This is a genomic window from Microbacterium sp. 69-10, assembly GCF_001897945.1.
Lineage (GTDB): Bacteria > Actinomycetota > Actinomycetes > Actinomycetales > Microbacteriaceae > Microbacterium.
Window position 1 is genome coordinate 32,768 of sequence record NZ_MKRT01000031.1, and the last position, 15,519, is coordinate 48,286.

The window sequence follows — 15,519 nt, forward strand, 5'->3', positions numbered from 1 at the left end:
CGACGCTGTTCTACCCCGCACGCGGGGTCACGGCTGGGTGGGCGCGCGACAGCGCGGAGCTCGAGGACGCCCTGGGCGCCCTGCTCGGCCCTGCACGTGCGGGCATCCTGCTGCGCGCTCACGTGGCGCGCACCACCACCGGGATCGCGAAGGATGCCGGGATCGCCGCCTCCACGGCATCCCATCACCTGACGGTGCTCCGTGACGCAGGACTGATCGCCAGCTCGCGCGAGGGCAATCGGATGCTGCACCTGCGCACGCCGCTCGCCGAGGCGCTGGTCGGCGCGGCGCTGTGACTCAGGCCGCGACGAGCGCCCAGTACATCAGCGCCGCATAGCCGACCGACGACAGCGAGGTCAGGCTCAGGGCGATGATCAGCTCGCGGGGCGTCCGGTACGTCCAGACGATCAGGATCGCCGGGATGATCGCCAGCAGCACCAGCATCGAGAGCCACGCGACGGGGTACAGCAGCAACGCGAAGACGACGGTGATCAGGAACGGCACGATCACGAACAGCGTGTACACGACCTGCGTGGCGCGCTTGCCGACCAGCACGGTGAGCGTGCGCTTGCCGACGGCGCGATCCTGATCGATGTCGCGCAGGTTGTTGGCCAGCAGCACGGCACAGGCGAACAGCCCGGCGGCGACCGCGGCGAGCCAGGCCTCCAGCGGCAGCGCGAAGGACTGCACCCACGTGGTGCCGAGCACCGCCACCAGCCCGAAGAACACGAAGACGAACAGCTCGCCCATCGCGTTGTAGCCGTACGGGCGCTTGCCGCCGGTGTAGAACCAGGCCGCGACGATGCACGCCGCGCCGACGATGAGCATCCACCACTGCTGCGTGCGGATCACGATCGCCAGCCCCGCGACCGCCGCCAGCGCGAAGAACACCAGGGCGGTGTTCAGCACCTGCTTCGGCGAGACGCGACCGGAGGCCGTGAGCCGGGCGGGGCCGACGCGATGGGCATCAGTGCCTCGGATGCCGTCGCTGTAGTCGTTCGCGAAGTTCACGCCGATCTGCAGCAGAACGGCGACCGCCAGGCACGCCAGCGCGATCACCCAGTGCAGGTGCGGATCGGTGACCTGCGCGGCCCCCGTGCCGAGGATGACCGGTGCGACGGCAAGGGGCAGGGTGCGCAGTCGGGCCGCTCCCACCCAGTCGCCGAAGGTGACCGGACCGGCCTCGATCACGGGCCGCTTCGCCGGGTTGCCGGATGTCTGCCGCTTCTGCGGCGCGTGCTTGCGCGAGGACGTGCGCGACTTCTTGGAGGTTCCTGCCACGACCGAATCCTATCGAGCAGGCTCGCTCCGCCGGTCAGGATGCCGGCGGCGAGACGATCGGGCGGTGCTCGTAGTAGGTCTGCAGCACGATCGTCGCGCGCGTGCGCACGTTGGCGATCGAGCGGATGTCGTTGACCAGCTTCTCGAGGGCCCGCGGCCCCTTCACACGGACGAACAGCATGTAGCTCGCCTCGCCCGCGATGGAGTGGCACGCCTCGATCTCGGTCAGGTGCTCCAGCAGTTCGGGGGCGTTGTCCGGCTGGCCGGGATCGATCGGCGTGATCTCGATGAAAGCCGACAGCGGCTTGCCGACCTGCTCAGGGTCGAGCAGCGCCTGATAGCCCGTGATCACACCGCGGGTCTCCAGGCGCTTGAGCCGGGACTGCACGGCAGAGGTGGACAGCCCGACGGTCTCGGAGAGCTGCGCGAGGGTCACCCGCCCGTCGCGGGAGATCTCGGCGAGGAGCGCGTGGTCGACAGCATCATCCATGAGTGGAATAATAGTTGCTGAATCCGGTGTTCACCGGAAAATTTCCGTTTCTGACCACGATCGGAGGCTTCGATGTCCACCATCACCAGCACCATCAACACCATCATCGGCGAGCCCGAGGTCGTGGAGGACGCATCGACCGCCGAGACCAGCGCGGCCTGGAAGCTGCTGAAGGACGCCGCGATCGCGCTGCGCCCGCTGCAGATCAAGGACGGCTCGGTACCCGAAGCCGCCGACCGAGAGGCCGCGGCCCAGCACGTCGCCGAGATCATCGCGGGCATCCGCGCGCTCGCCCCCGCCTTCCCGCACGACGCCGACTACCTCGACGCGCTCGTGGTCGACTTCCAGCGCTGGGCGGACGGCGGCTTCGCCGAGCCCGACTTCCTCGACTCGCTGATGGCGTTCCAGCCGCAGCAGCACCGCATCGACGGCATCCGCCACCTCGTCGTCTTCCCGATGTACACCCAGAACGGCTCGAGCGACCGCCTCGTGGAGGCGCTGATCGTCGAGACGATCTGGCCGGAGTTCATCGCCGAGCTCGAGGCCGGCGATTACGGCAACAAGCTGTTCGTCTCGCTGCGGCTGGTCGACTTCACCCCCGGCTACGACACGAACTCGGCCGTGCTGTTCCCCGAGACCGTCGCGATGCGCGAGATCCCCTCCTTCACCTGGGGCGCGATCTTCCAGGACCGCGAGGCGGCCCGCTACCGTCGCGTCGTCCGCGCAGCATCCGAGATCACCAATCTCGAACTGCCCGAGCGCGCCGCAGCCATGCTCGACGACCAGCAGATGACCGAGAAGACGTTCGTGATGTGGGACATCATCCACGACCGCACGCACATGCGCGGTGACCTGCCGTTCGACCCGTTCATGATCAAGCAGCGGATGCCGTTCTTCCTGTACTCCCTCGAGGAGATGCGCTGCGACATGACGGCGTTCCGCGAGTCCGTCAAGATCGAGCGCGCGTTCGACGCCCGCGTCGCCGCGGGCGAGCAGCTCACCGACGCCGAGCAGGAGATGCACGACTACGCGCACCTCGTGCAGTACGCGGTGATCTTCGACCGCATCTTCCGCTTCGCGATCACGGGCAACCGCACCCGCAACTACGACGCGGTCGGCGGTCAGCTGCTCTTCGCCTGGCTGCACCAGCACGGCGTGCTGCACTGGACCGACACCGCCCTCGCCTTCGACTGGGACAACGTGCCCGACGCCGTCGTGGCACTGGGCGACGCGATCGACGACCTGTACTGGCACTCGATCGACCGTCCGAAGATCGCGCACTGGCTGGCGGCGTACGAGCTGGTCCGGGGCACGCTCACCCCGCACCCCGCCTCGCAGTGGGCACGCGGGCTGTCCGACGAGATCCTCGCGGGAGCTCCCAAGGGCTACACCGACGCCGTGATGGACGACGAGTTCCCGCTGTCGATGTTCTTCGAGACCCTCGACAAGAAGATGAAGCCGGTCATCGAGTCGACCGTCGGCATCCGCGGCACCGACAACTGACGCGCAGTTCTGAAGGACGTTCCCGCTTCTGAAGGATGATTTCCGGCGGGGCGTCCTTCAGACTTGCATCCATCCTTCATCCGCGACGCAGGGAGCGACCATGAACCGCACGATCCTTCTCGCCGGAGCGACGAGCGCCGCCGGTCTCGCGGTCGCGCGAGCCCTGATCGAGGCGGGCGCGACGGCGATCGCGACCGGTCGCTCTGCGGAGCGCCTCGCACCCCTCGCGGACGCCGGTGCACGGGTCGAGGTGGCGGATGCCACGAGCCTGACCGACATGACCGAACTCGCCGAGCGTGTCGGAGCCGTCGACGGCGTGGTCTCGCTGGTCGGAGGATGGCGCGGTGGCGGCGGGCTCGCCGGTCAGAGCGACGAGGACTTCGACGCGCTGCTGCCCGCTCTTCAGGCCGTGCGCGCGACCAGCCGCGCCTTCGACGCCTCGATCAGGGCATCGGATGCCGGTCGCTTCGCGATCGTCTCGTCCACGGTCGTGAACAAGCCGCTGGCGGGTGGCGCGAACTACGCCACCGTCAAGGCCGCGGCCGAGACCTGGGCCCGTGCCGTCGCTCAGGGCTACGCGAAGGCGGCGCGCGACGCGGGGACGGACCTGCACGCGGCATCCGTCATCTTCCGCGTCGAGGGAGCGCTGGACGTGGACTCCCTCGCGCGTGCCGTCATCGCCCTGTGGGACGCGGACGCCGCCGACCTCAACGGGCGCGTCGTCGACCTCGCTCCAGCAGTTCGACCAGCCTGATGGCCGGGCCGGTCAGGATCATCAGGAACATCGCGAAGTAGCCGATCTGCGGCACGAGCAGCGCGATCACCAGCGCGACGAGGAACAGCGCGATGGTCACGGTATCGGCGCGGATGCCGTCGCGCAGGCGCGGGTCGGGGATGTCATGCAGTTCCCGGTGGCGCCGCAGATAGGCGCGGATCGCCAGCAGCATGAGGTTCGCGAAGATGAGGGTGCCGATGTACAGGCACTTCTGCGCCACGTCGTCGTCCATCGCGCCGAGCATCGCGGTCGGCACGGGAAGCCACACGATCGTGAACATCCACGCGATCGTCAGCCCGATCAGCGCACCGGACGTGCGCTCGACCCGATCGAAGATCCGATGGTGCGAGATCCAGAGCGACGCGATCAGCACGAAGCTCATCACGAAGCTGAACAGCTGACCGAAGTCCTCGCTGAGGTACTCGAGGACCGTGCGTCCCTCACGTCCGAGATCGATGACCCCTTCCATCAGCGGCAGGATCAGCAGGGTCATCGCGATCGCGACCACCCCGTCGGTGAAGGCCTTCAGCCGGTCGGCGGAGAGCAGTGGACGTTCTGACGTCTCGTGCGTGTCGGTCACCGAGGAATGCTCTCGCGCGGGCGTGGCGGCGTCAAGCACCTTCGGCGGCGATCTGCGGAACAGCCGCGTTCGCGTAGGAATCGCTGAGCCGGCGATAGGCGCGGGTGCCGAACGCGATCAGCACGAGCAGGACGATCGCGATCCCCGCGAAGACGAAGATCAGTGCGATGCCGCGTGCCTGCCCCTCGCCGAGCAGCCAGCCCCAGGCTCCCCGCCCCTCGGCGGACTCGATGAACGGGATGATCACGTACTGCGCGATCGGGGCGATCAGGAACGCCGTGACGGGAGCCGCGGCGGCCTCCATGGCCGAGGCGAAGCCGAACACCCTGCCCTGCCGCTGGTATGGCACCACCTTCTGGATGACGGTCTGCTCGGCCGCCTCCACGGCCGGCGAGAGCGCCATGTACAGCCAGCAGCCCGCCACGAACAGCGGCCACCAGTCGCGGATCGCGAACAGCATCCCGATCACGCCCATCACCCCGACGAGCAGCAGCATGGTGCGGATCGGATTGCTCCCCAGGCCGACCGTCGAGACGACGATGCCACCGATCAGGAAGCCCGTCGAGGCGACCCCGAGCGCGATGCCCCACATCTGCACCGACATCAGCTCGAGCCCATAGGGATCCATCAGCGCCATGTAGACGCCGCCGACCAGGTTGTTGAGCATCGAGAAGAACAGCAGCGCGAACAGCGCGGGCACGGCTCTGATCGCCCTGATGCTGCCGCGCAGGTCCATCGCGGACGGTGCATCGGGATCGGGCTCCGGCTGCTCCTCCGGGATGCGGATGAACAGGATGTGCACGAGTGAGACGACCGTCAGCCCGACGGCGATGACGAGAGTGCCGCCCATCCCGAGGAACCCCACCGACAGACCGCTGAACACGCTCGTCACGAGGAACGCCAGCCCCTGCACGGTGCCGACCATGCCGTTCGCGTTCGCGTGCCGCTCGACGGGCACGAGCAGCGTGACGGTGGTGGACAGCGCGATGCCGCGCATCTGCTCGACGACAGCCCCGAGCAGGATGATGCCCGCGAACAGCCAGAACCAGGGGCCTCCGAAGTCCAGCAGCGCACGTTCGGGCTGCCACAGGAAGATCAGCCAGGCGAGCACGAACGCGACCGCCGTGATCACGCTGGAGAAGACGAGCACGGCGCGCTTCCGGTGCCGGTCGACGATCGTGCCGAACACGATCGAGAAGATCGCGATGAGCAGCATGTAGGCACCACCGACGATCCCGGTGGCCATCACGTTCCCGGTCTCCAGGTAGACCCAGAACGTCAGCGCGAACCACAGGAAGCTGGTGGTGACGTTGGCGACCATGGTGTTCACCAGCACCTGCAGGAATGTGCGCATGGGACGAGGGTAGGCGGAGATGCCGACGTCCGGCAGGGATGTCTGGAGATCGGGACGGATGCCGCGCTCTAGGCTTGTACGGTGAGCACTCTGCATGACACCGCCGTCCGCGGCTTCGCATCCGACAACTACTCCGGCATCCACCCCGAGGTGCTCGCGGCGATCGCCGCGGCCAACGACGGCCATCAGATCGCGTACGGCGAGGATCTCTACACGACCCGCCTGCAGGAGGTCTTCGCGCAGCACTTCGGCGAGGGCGTGCAGGCGTTCCCCGTCTTCAACGGCACCGGCGCGAACGTGACCGGTCTGCAGTCCATGCTGCCGCGCTGGGGCGCCGTGATCTCGGCCTCCACCGCGCACATCAACGTGGACGAGGGCGGGGCTCCCGAGAAGATCGGCGGCTTCAAGCTGCTGACCGTGCCGACCGACGACGGCAAGCTCACCCCCGAACTGGTCGACCGCGAGGCGTGGGGCTGGGGCGATGAGCACCGTGCCCAGCCGCTGGTGGTCTCGATCACGCAGTCGACCGAGCTGGGCACCCTCTACACGGTCGACGAGATCAAGGCCCTCGCCGACCACGCGCACGAGCGCGGCATGAAGCTGCACCTCGACGGCGCGCGCATCTCGAACGCGGCCGCCGCCCTCGACGTGCCGCTGCGCGCGTTCACGACCGACGCCGGTGTCGACGTGCTGAGCTTCGGCGGCACGAAGAACGGCGCCATGCTCGGCGAGGCCGTCGTGGTGCTGAACCCGGCCGCCTCGGACGGCCTGATCTACAGCCGCAAGTACAACATGCAGCTCTCCTCGAAGATGCGCTTCGTCTCCGCCCAGCTGATCGCACTGCTGGAGGGCGACCTGTGGCTGCGCAACGCACGCCACTCGAACGCCATGGCCCAGCGCCTGCGCGGCGAGGTCGAGGCCGGGCTCGCCGACGGCTCGATCCAGGGCGTGTCCTTCTCGCAGCCGACGCAGTCCAACGGCGTCTTCGCCGTGCTGCCAGACGGCGTCGCCGACAAGCTGCGCGAGAGCTTCCGCTTCTACGACTGGGATGCCTCCCGCAACGAGGTGCGCTGGATGTGCAGCTTCGACACGCAGGAGTCCGACGTCGACGCTTTCGTCGCCGAGCTCGGGCGGCTCACCACCGCCTGAGCCTCTCTGCTCTGTTCGAGACCACCGGTCGGCGACGAGACCACCGGTTGCCGGCGTCGGCAACTGGTGGTCTCGTCGCTTGGCAGTGCTCTCGACCCCTGAACGTGCGGGTCAGGCGGCGGGCGCGCCCAGCCACTCCCGGTAGGCGTCGACCGTGAAGGGACGGCCGAGGAACGCCTCGATCAGATCGGCGGCATCCCTGCGCCCGCCGGGCTCGAGGATCTCGCGCCGGTAGCGGGTGGCGGACGCCTCGTCCATCAGGTCCGTGAAGCCGGTGAGCAGGTCCCGCGCGATCACCAGGCTCCACTGGTACGTGTAGTAGCACGAGCCGTAGCCGGTGAGGTGGCCGAAAGCGGCATAGGAGTGCGTCCCCCGCAGGTGCTGGAGCGGGCTGGACACCTCGTACCAGTGGTCGGTGGCGGCTGCGAGGTCCTCGGGACGGTCCATGTGCAGGTGGTACGAGACACGGGCGTGACCCAGCTGCGTGCGCACCAGGAGCGCCCGGCCGAAGGCATCCGCCTCCCGCATCCGCGCCACCAGCTCCGCCGGGATGGGCGCGCCGGTCTCGTCGAGCGCGAAGGAGGCCAGCACGTCGGCATCCCACACCCACTCCTCCAGCATCTGGCTGGGCGCCTCGACGAAGTCCCACTCTGTGGCGACGCCGGAGAACGGCGCCCATTCCTGGTCGCCGCCGAGGATGTCGTGCACGAGGTGCCCGAACTCGTGAAAGAAGGTCTGCACCTCACGGTGCTCCATCAGCCCGGTCGGGAAGTTGCAGACCAGGGCCGCCTCGGGCAGCACGCGGCCACGCACGCCGGGGGCGAGCCCGAACACGGCGGCGTGGTTGAACTTGCCCTCACGCGGGTGCAGGTCGAGGTGGATGCGCCCGATCCGCTCCCCCGCGCGCAGCACGTCGTAGGACCGCACCTCGTCGTGCCAGGCGGGAACGTCCACCGGCGCGTACTCGATGCCGAACAGGCGACCGGTGGTGCTGAGCAGGCCACCGAGGACGCGGGTGAAGTCGAGGTGGCGGCGCACCTGCTGCGCATCCACGGCGAAGCGCTCCTCGTGCAGTCGGGTGAGCAGATACATCTGGTCGGCGTTGGTCACGCCCTCGGCATCCGGGACGTCCTCCCGCAGCCGATCCAGCAGGATCGCGTACTCGGCCTCGGCCGCCGCCTTCGACGCCTCATCGACCTCGTCCAGGAACGAGGCGACCCGCGCCCCGGAGCGGGCCATGCGGTCCTCGGTCTCGTAGTCGGCCCAGCTGGCGTACCCGAGCAGCTCCGCATGCTGCTGGCGGACGTCGAGCAGCTCGGCGAGAACGGGGTCGTTCTCGGGCCAGGCGAGGTCGGAGCGCGCGGCGCGCAGCGCCCTGCGCGTCTCACGGTCGTGCGCGTAGTTCATCACGGCCATCACGTCGAGATTGTCCGTCGACACCGCGACCAGGCCGTCGTCGCCGACCGGATGCCCGGCCAGGAAGTCCTCGGGGAGTCCGGCGAGCCTGTCCGGGGCGACGCGGATCTCGCGGCGTCCCTCGCGGATGTTCCGCGCGAAGGTCACGCTGAGCTCGGTCTCGCGGGCGGCGAACGCGCGCAGGCGCTCACGGGTCTCGGCACCCCGGTCGGCACCGCCGCGGCGGAAGTCGCGCTGGATCTTCGCGAGCAGCCGGGCGGCGTCGGCGTCGAGGCCCTCGGCATCCGCCGCGCCGAACACCGCGGCCAGGTCGGCGTCGGTCATCAGCTCGGCGTCCTTCGCCTGCGCGGCGGAGGTGCGCGACTCCGCGGCCTCGCGCACGGTCCGGTCGGGGTGCACCTCGGCGAGCACCTCGGCCTCGTTGTAGGCGCTGCGCAGCTCGATCTGCAGGTCGTTCCACAGCTGCAGTGCCTCGAGGGCGGTGCGTGAGGAGCCGTCCTTCAGACGGGCGGCGAGTTCGTCGACGCGCGCGAGGCGCTCGTCGGTGCGGGTGCTCGCGAACGCGAGCCAGTCGGCGGATGCGGTGGGGAAGGCGATGGGTTCACTCACCCGACCGAGCCTACGCGGGCGCCCTTCGTCTCGCTTCGCTCGCTCAGGAACCGGTTCTGCTGTCAGCGCAGCAGCCCGAGGTGGGCCAGTGCCTGGCGGAGCAGCGTGCCGCGGCCGCCCTCCATCTCGGCGGAGAGACCGTCGGATGCCGCTTCCTCCGGCGAGAACCAGGTGACCTCGAGGGCATCCTGGCGCGGCTCGCACGTGCCCGTCACGGGGACGACGAACGCCAGGGACACGGCGTGCTGCCGGTCGTCGTGGAAGGCGCTCACACCGGGGATCGGGAAGTACTCCGCCACCGCGAACGGCGTCGGGGAGACGGGGAGCAGCGGGAAGGCCATCGGGCCCAGGTCGTTCTCGATGTGCCGGAACAGGGCGTCGCGGACGGTCTCGCCGTAGCGGACGCGACCGGACACCAGGGTGCGGGTGATCTCGCCGAGCGGCGTGGACCGCAGCAGCACGCCGATCGAGGTGACCTGGCCCGCGCCGTCGGTGACGACGGGGACCGCCTCGACGTAGAGCATCGGCAGGCGGCGCCGCGCTTCTTCGAGTTCGATGTCCGACAGCCACGCCGGGTTGGAGTCCGCGGCGGGCACGTCGTCGAACCCGAAGCCGCCGTCGGGGTCAGGATCTGGTGTGCGCACCGCCATGAGACATTTCTACCAGCCGCTCCGCGAGGGCGCGGGCCTTGACGAGCGCGGCCTGACGCCCCGGGCGCTTCGCGATGTCCTCGATGCCGGTCAGTCGGGCGGCATCCGCGGGGATCCACCCTCGAACCGCCGCCTCGGTGAGCTGCGGAAGCACGAGCCCCGCCATGTCGAGGACGCGGTTGAGCCAATGCGGCAGCGTCTCCGCCCCGGCTGCGAAGGCGATCGATTCGGTGATCACGGGCCAGAGCACGGCGATCGTGCGCGGCTCCTTCTCGATGGCCCGCATCATCCTCGCCGGGCTCACGTCGTCGCAGGCGAGCAGCACCGGCATGACGTGCCTGACGGCCTCCCAGCCGATCAGACCGTTCGCGGTGAGATTGGCGACGAGGCAGATGCCGCCGTCTCCCCATTCGCCGTCGTGGCAGAGCGCGGCGAGCGCCACGGCGTGCATGGACGTGGTCAGAGGGCCGCGATGCACCCCCGGTTCGCGTCCGATCCGGCGTTCGAGGCGCGCGCCGTCCCAGGCCAGGTAGACCTGGTCGGCGGACCGGCCGTCCGGATCGGGCCGGCCGTCGCGCCACGGGATCGCCGAGCACTGCCCCTCGTTCTCGAGGTCGTACGTCCAGCCCGGCTTGGCGATGCGGAACGCCTGATCCGGTGCATCCGCCGGCCGCAGATCGATCGCGAGCATCTTCGTCTTGGCATCCGGATCGGCCCACTCCGCCGTGATCGTCGCGCCGTCCACCACGGCGGGGATCGCGCCGGCGCCCTCCGGCCAGACGTCGTCGAACGCGGGACCTTCCGGCGTTCTCCTGACCGGAGCCGACTCCATCGCGGGAAGGGCTGTCACGGCCGCCTTCGCCGCGGTCACGGCGCGTGACGCACCCGACCGGGAGGCGAGGGCGCGCAGCCCGGGAACCGCGAGGACGTCCGTCGGCGCGATGCCTTCGTCGACTGCGGCGAGCGCCGTGGGCACGAGCTGAGCCAGCGCGTCCGCGAGCTCGGCCGTGCCCGACAGCATCCGCGGTGCCGCCAGCGACTCGACGATCAGCCCGTCCAGGAGCGGCCAGACCACCGAGGCGAGCCCCTCGTCGGCGAGTTCCAGGCACACCCTCGCCATGGCCGCGAGGTCGCTGGCGTCGAGGTGCTCGACGTCCATCAGCTCAGGGCGCAGGAGTCCGCGTTCGAACGCCTCGATCACGCCGGTGAACGCATCCTCGGCGGCGCGGGGATGCAGCTGTCTGAGAGCCCCGATGAACCGGGCGGCGACGGGCAGGCCGTAGGGGGCCGCATGACGGGCGCCCTGACGCAGCATCACGCCCCGGGCGGCGAGCGGGTAGCTCTCGAAGCCCTCGCCCACGGTCTCGGTCCAGGTCGGGAAGACGGCGCCGTCGTGCCACGATCGCCAGCTCCGCTCGGACAGCTCACCGCAGAGGCCGCGCAGCGAACGCGGCACCACCACGTCGGCGGCACGCCGGCCGTCGCCGGAGGGAGACGGTTCGAGGGGTGGTTCGACGACGGGGTCCGCGGCATAGGCGACCGCGACCGCACCGGCCGACGCCGCGACGGTGCGGTCTTCGTGGTCGACGACGGGGATCGACACCCCGGCGAAGCCTGCCCGCAGCTCCTCGGTGAGCAGGGAGAGGTCCAGCCGGACCAGCGCGAGGACGAGATCGGATGCCCGTGCGGCGGCGCCCTCGTCCTGGTGGACGCGCAACCGTGCGAGCAGGTCCTGCGGGTCGACCCGCAGGTCGACCCAGGACGGCGTCGAGAGCATCACGGGCACCCGACCCGCGCTGCTCAGCAGTTCGAACTCCCGGGTGATCATCAGCCCACGGGCGGCCAGGTGGATGTCCTTCAGATCCCCGGCGACCCAGTCGGCGATGTAGTGCAGGCCTCCCGCCCAGCGCTGTCTCACGCCGCGCAGGGCCGTGCGCGCGGCATCCGGGTCCCGGTGCGCGAGCCGCACGATCTGGTCGAGGAACGCCTCGGCTTCGACGTCGTGCACCTCCTCCGGCTTGGCCAGCAGACGCCCAGCCATCGCAGCCAGCGCCTCGGGTTCCGCGGGCTCGGGCTCGAGGCGGGGCGCCGTCCACACCTCCGGCGTCGGCTGCCAGCTCCCGCGGCCTGCCTCCGCCGCCTGTTCGTCGTCGACCCCGGTCGTCCCCCACGCGTCGAGGACGTTCTGCGCGGCCTTCACGAGGGCGGCGTCGCGCTCTCCCGTGAGCGCGCGCAACTGCTCGACCAGTTCGCCGGATCCCTCCGCCTGCGGGCGCGGACGGGCGGCGAGCGAGGCGAGCACGCTCAGCCGCGTCTTCTTGCTCTTGACCGCGAGAGCACCGGCGGCGAGCTCGACGAACAGGTGGTCGTCGGATGCGGCGATGAGCCGGGGCGCGAGAATCTCCACCACCGCGGCGTCTCCGGCCGAGAGCACCGGGACGAGGGCGTTGGCCCGCGCCAGGAGCTCGTCGTCGGTCGCAGCCAGCGTGTCCGCGATCACGCGTGCCCAGACCGCGCGATCGCCGGGACGCTGCGCGGTCTCCAGGCCGATGAACGCCAGTTCGAGCGTCTCGTCCCGCGACATCCAGCCCGCCTCGTACGCCGCGGGGAACGCCTCTCCCCACGAGGCGGTGGCCGGCTGTGCCTGCTCGACCGCGACGCGTGCGTGCTCGATGAACCGCCCGCGGATCACCTCGGCGTCGATGAGGTCGCGATCCGGGAAGATCTCCGCCGGCCGCCCCAGTGCGGCGGCTGCGAACGCCGACCAGTCCTTGAGGTACTCGACGCTGCGGGGGATCTCCAGGTCCAGCATGTGCACGAGCCGCACAGCCGCACCGCCGTACACCGACGTGGAATTGACCCACGCCCGCCGCCGCGAGACGCACGCGAGAGCGATGAACTCGGCGGCGAACGCGGGGCCGCGCTGGGCGATGATCTCGGCCTGGATGCCGTCGGCGAGCGCGTGCGGCGTCGGCAGCACGTCGATCGTGCGGCGGGCGTCCGCGCCGAGGCGGATCGTGAACACGCCCAGGCGCGCGGTGTCGACGTCGATCGAGGAGCGCCACCCGAAGGTGTTCTCGCCGAGTTCGGCGAAGCTCCCCCACTCCCCCTTGCGCAGGCCTGCGAGCGCCTCCTTCTGCTGCGCGGCGGTGCCCAGGGGAAGGTTCGGGAGCTCCTCCAGCGCCGCGTCCCCCCAGCCCAGCTCGCGGAAGATGTCGATCGCGCGGGCGAGGTCAGTCGTCATTCGTGTCGTTCTCCTCATCGATGCGCCCCTCTGCGAGGAGCACGGCCAGCAGATGCTTGCACGGACCGCGGCCCGTCCCGTGCGTCAGATGCCACGTGCAGGTGCACGAGACCGGGTCGATCGCCACGAGGTAGTCGCCGTCCCCCGAGCGCACGCGCCATCCCGCGCCGTCGCGCCGCACGGCGTCAGAGGCGAGCAGCCGGCGGGCGGAGACGAGCCGGGGATTGTCCCGGGCGACGCGGTCGGGATCGTCGGGCAGTTCGCGGTGGAAGTGCGCCCGGTCGTGCACGTCCCAGCCCACCCGGCCGGATGCCGCGAGCACCGCCAGCGCGGACCGCACCCTCGCCTCGGGAAGGGCCGTGTCGGACTGCAGTCTCGTCACGTCGATGCGCGGCTCGAAGGCGAGCATCGCGGCGACCAGGTCCGCGTCGTCGAGAGCGTCGGGCGTCGCCAGACCGATGAGCAGCGACCCCTCGCCGGAATGACCGCGCCACGGTTCCTCGGTCAGCCCCAGCGTGATCCTCGCCCCGGGCAGATCGACCTCGACGACCGCGACGCCCGTCTCGGCGCTGCCGTGGAACACCGCACCGCGCACATGCGGCAGCATCCGTCGCAGCGCGGACAGCCGGTGAAGACCCGCGATCCGGACGGCGCCTGTCGACGGCCGCGCCGCGAGGCGCGCTCCGGTCGAGGTCGGCGTGAGCCAGCCGCTGCGGCCGCTCGCGGTCGCAGCGGGGAGGGACCCGATGAACGCCCGCGCCCGGGCGGCGTCCAGCGTGAAGCCCGGCGACGTGCCGCGGTGCAGCTCCGCCACGTTGCCCAGCGCCGGCACCCACCGCGTCGGCATCCTGACCGGCCGCTCATGCGACTGCGCCTCCGGCGTCGCCGCCGTCAGACCCGCATCGCCGACCCGCAGGTGCAGCAGTTCGGTGCGCCCGACGCCCGACAGCATCCGCCTCGTGTCGGCGGTGATGTCGACGTTCGTGGTTCCGAACCCGATCTCGCCCCCGTCGAGGCCGTCGCCGAAGACGTCGAGCCGCGCGTAGACGCTGTTGCAGGCGGAGAAGCACTCGGCTCGCAGCCGATCGCCGTGCGCGCTCAGAACCGGGTCGCGCTGGGTGGTCGGCGTGTACTGGAAGTAGCGCATGGCCGTGATGTCCGCCAGCGTCCCGAGCGCCCGGGCGAGCACCTGCGGGCGGGTCGCGAAGCCGCGGAAGAACTCCGGAGCGCGCTGGGGGCCGCTCGGCGTCAGGGCGGGCGCGAGCGCCAGCGCCATGCCTGCATCGTCGACGCGGGAGGTCGCTGCGAAGCCCCGATCAGTCACGCTCATCACCCTAGGGGGCCTGACCGACGTCCGTCGTCCCTGGCAGGATGAGGGCATGACCGAGATCGACGACGGCCTGACGCGCTGGTCGCCCGGCGAGCGCACCGGGAGGCCGCTGCTCGTGCTGCTGCATGGCTACGGCGCTGACGAGAACGACCTGTTCGGACTGGTCCCCTACCTGCCCGACGGGCTCGCGGTGGCGTCCGTCGCCGCACCGCTGACGCCGCCCTGGCCGATGCCCGGTCGCTCGTGGTACCCGATCGACTCGCTGAACACGAGGGATGCCACGGGCATCACGCTTGCCGCGGAAGGACTGCTGCGCTGGCTGGACGCCGCCGCCGCCGATGCGGCGCCTGTCGCCCTGCTGGGCTTCTCGCAGGGCGGCGCTGTCGCGCTTCAGGCGCTGCGCCTCGCGCCGGAGCGGATCGATGCGGTCGTCGTGCTGAGCGGGTACGCCGCTCCCGGCGATCTGCCGCACGACGCCGCACTGCAGGAGCGGAGGCCGCCGGTGTTCTGGGGCCGCGGGAGCCGCGACGACGTGATCCCGCCGAACCTCATCGACCACACCGCGCAGTGGCTGCCCTCGCATGCCGAGCTCTCCGGGCGCGTGTACCCGGGGCTCACCCACTCCATCTCCGAGCAGGAGCTGTCCGACGTCGATGTGTTCCTGTCGCAGTGGAAGGATGCGCTCGACGCCTGAGGATCAGGCCGGAGGATCGGTGTCGTCGCCGGGTCCCTGCACGGGGTCGGTGCCGTGTCCGGCATCCGTCCCGTTGCCGGCACCCGGATGCTGCTTCCGCGCGCCCGCGCGCGTGAACACCACCATGAGCACGACGGTCACGGCGAGGCCGACGCCGAGTCCGACCGGCATGCTGTTCGTCGCGGTGCCGAGCGCAGCCGCCACTCCGAGACCGATGATGATGCTCCCCGCGAAGCCCATGCGGGCCCGCATCTCGTGGGAACTCGGCTGCCTGTCGTCCATGACATCCAACCTACGCGGGACGGACGCCCCCATCCGCCTGCCGTCGACACGCCCGGGTTGCGCGAACCGGGGCGGGCCGGGTATCGTCTCAGAGTCCTGTCCGCCGTGTCTGGAAGTCCTTTGATCTGAATCGTCGCCTCTCCGCGTAAATCATCCACGCGC

At 70.4% G+C, this 15,519-nt stretch carries 15 protein-coding genes (1 of these 15 running past the window's edge); 6 read left to right on the plus strand and 9 right to left on the minus strand.

Features of this window, described 5'->3' with window-relative positions; translation table 11 throughout:
- Both BGN97_RS18550 and BGN97_RS17190 read left to right on the plus strand, forming a co-directional pair.
- A protein-coding gene (locus BGN97_RS18550) for a DUF5937 family protein (RefSeq protein ID WP_363331455.1) crosses the window boundary here: on the plus strand, positions 1–205 show its 3' end. It extends 689 nt beyond the left edge of the window; 205 of the gene's 894 nt are visible here — the last part of the coding sequence; its start codon lies beyond the left edge, outside the window; the stop codon is at positions 203–205.
- Positions 123–296 carry a helix-turn-helix domain-containing protein gene (locus BGN97_RS17190; protein WP_292704282.1) on the plus strand — a complete coding sequence of 58 codons (174 nt, stop codon included), beginning with the start codon at positions 123–125 and terminating at the stop codon, positions 294–296. The genes BGN97_RS18550 and BGN97_RS17190 overlap by 83 nt, the downstream gene beginning before the upstream one ends.
- Before the next feature lies 1 nt (position 297).
- Here BGN97_RS17190 and BGN97_RS17195 read toward each other — a convergent pair whose 3' ends face one another.
- The gene (locus BGN97_RS17195) at positions 298–1,281 is read right to left on the minus strand and encodes a 1,4-dihydroxy-2-naphthoate polyprenyltransferase (protein WP_292704285.1); all 984 of its coding nucleotides are present in this window, start codon (positions 1,279–1,281) and stop codon (positions 298–300) included.
- 34 nt (positions 1,282–1,315) lie between these two features.
- Positions 1,316–1,771, minus strand: coding sequence for a winged helix-turn-helix transcriptional regulator (locus BGN97_RS17200; RefSeq protein WP_285637245.1), 456 nt, complete (start codon positions 1,769–1,771; stop codon positions 1,316–1,318).
- 72 nt (positions 1,772–1,843) lie between these two features.
- Between BGN97_RS17200 and BGN97_RS17205 the strand changes: the two genes are divergently transcribed.
- Together BGN97_RS17205 and BGN97_RS17210 are read left to right on the plus strand one after the other, a co-directional pair.
- On the plus strand, positions 1,844–3,274 hold the full coding sequence (locus BGN97_RS17205) for a DUF6421 family protein (RefSeq protein WP_292704288.1): 1,431 nt from the start codon (positions 1,844–1,846) through the stop codon (positions 3,272–3,274).
- A gap of 100 nt (positions 3,275–3,374) precedes the next feature.
- A complete protein-coding gene (locus BGN97_RS17210; RefSeq protein WP_292704291.1) occupies positions 3,375–4,028 on the plus strand; it encodes an SDR family NAD(P)-dependent oxidoreductase in 654 nt (217 codons plus the stop codon).
- On the opposite strand, the gene BGN97_RS17215 is transcribed toward BGN97_RS17210, so the two are convergent.
- Positions 3,982–4,629 carry a TMEM175 family protein gene (locus BGN97_RS17215; protein ID WP_292704293.1) on the minus strand — a complete coding sequence of 216 codons (648 nt, stop codon included), beginning with the start codon at positions 4,627–4,629 and terminating at the stop codon, positions 3,982–3,984. The genes BGN97_RS17210 and BGN97_RS17215 overlap by 47 nt on opposite strands.
- Before the next feature lie 31 nt (positions 4,630–4,660).
- Positions 4,661–5,983 carry an MFS transporter gene (locus BGN97_RS17220; protein ID WP_292704296.1) on the minus strand — a complete coding sequence of 441 codons (1,323 nt, stop codon included), beginning with the start codon at positions 5,981–5,983 and terminating at the stop codon, positions 4,661–4,663.
- An 81-nt stretch (positions 5,984–6,064) separates the two neighbouring features.
- On the opposite strand from BGN97_RS17220, the gene BGN97_RS17225 reads away from it, so the two are divergent.
- A complete protein-coding gene (locus BGN97_RS17225; protein ID WP_292704299.1) occupies positions 6,065–7,132 on the plus strand; it encodes a low specificity L-threonine aldolase in 1,068 nt (355 codons plus the stop codon).
- 111 nt (positions 7,133–7,243) lie between these two features.
- Here BGN97_RS17225 and BGN97_RS17230 read toward each other — a convergent pair whose 3' ends face one another.
- From BGN97_RS17230 to BGN97_RS17245, 4 genes are all read right to left on the minus strand, one after another.
- Positions 7,244–9,157, minus strand: a complete 1,914-nt coding sequence (locus BGN97_RS17230; RefSeq protein WP_292704302.1) for a M3 family metallopeptidase — start codon at positions 9,155–9,157, stop codon at positions 7,244–7,246.
- 62 nt (positions 9,158–9,219) lie between these two features.
- Entirely contained in the window at positions 9,220–9,807 is a 588-nt protein-coding gene (locus BGN97_RS17235; RefSeq protein ID WP_285637264.1) for an NUDIX hydrolase family protein, read from the minus strand.
- Complete coding sequence (locus BGN97_RS17240; protein ID WP_292704305.1) at positions 9,782–13,051, minus strand: hypothetical protein; 3,270 nt, start codon at positions 13,049–13,051, stop codon at positions 9,782–9,784. The genes BGN97_RS17235 and BGN97_RS17240 overlap by 26 nt, the downstream gene beginning before the upstream one ends.
- Positions 13,041–14,375, minus strand: coding sequence for an SWIM zinc finger family protein (locus tag BGN97_RS17245; protein WP_292704308.1), 1,335 nt, complete (start codon positions 14,373–14,375; stop codon positions 13,041–13,043). Before BGN97_RS17245 ends, BGN97_RS17240 begins: the two co-directional genes overlap by 11 nt.
- A gap of 55 nt (positions 14,376–14,430) precedes the next feature.
- On the opposite strand from BGN97_RS17245, the gene BGN97_RS17250 reads away from it, so the two are divergent.
- Positions 14,431–15,075: an alpha/beta fold hydrolase gene (locus BGN97_RS17250; protein WP_292704311.1), complete on the plus strand. Its 645-nt coding sequence runs from the start codon at positions 14,431–14,433 to the stop codon at positions 15,073–15,075.
- 3 nt (positions 15,076–15,078) lie between these two features.
- On the opposite strand, the gene BGN97_RS17255 is transcribed toward BGN97_RS17250, so the two are convergent.
- Positions 15,079–15,357, minus strand: coding sequence for a hypothetical protein (locus tag BGN97_RS17255; RefSeq protein ID WP_292704314.1), 279 nt, complete (start codon positions 15,355–15,357; stop codon positions 15,079–15,081).
- Between the last annotated feature and the right edge of the window lie 162 nt (positions 15,358–15,519).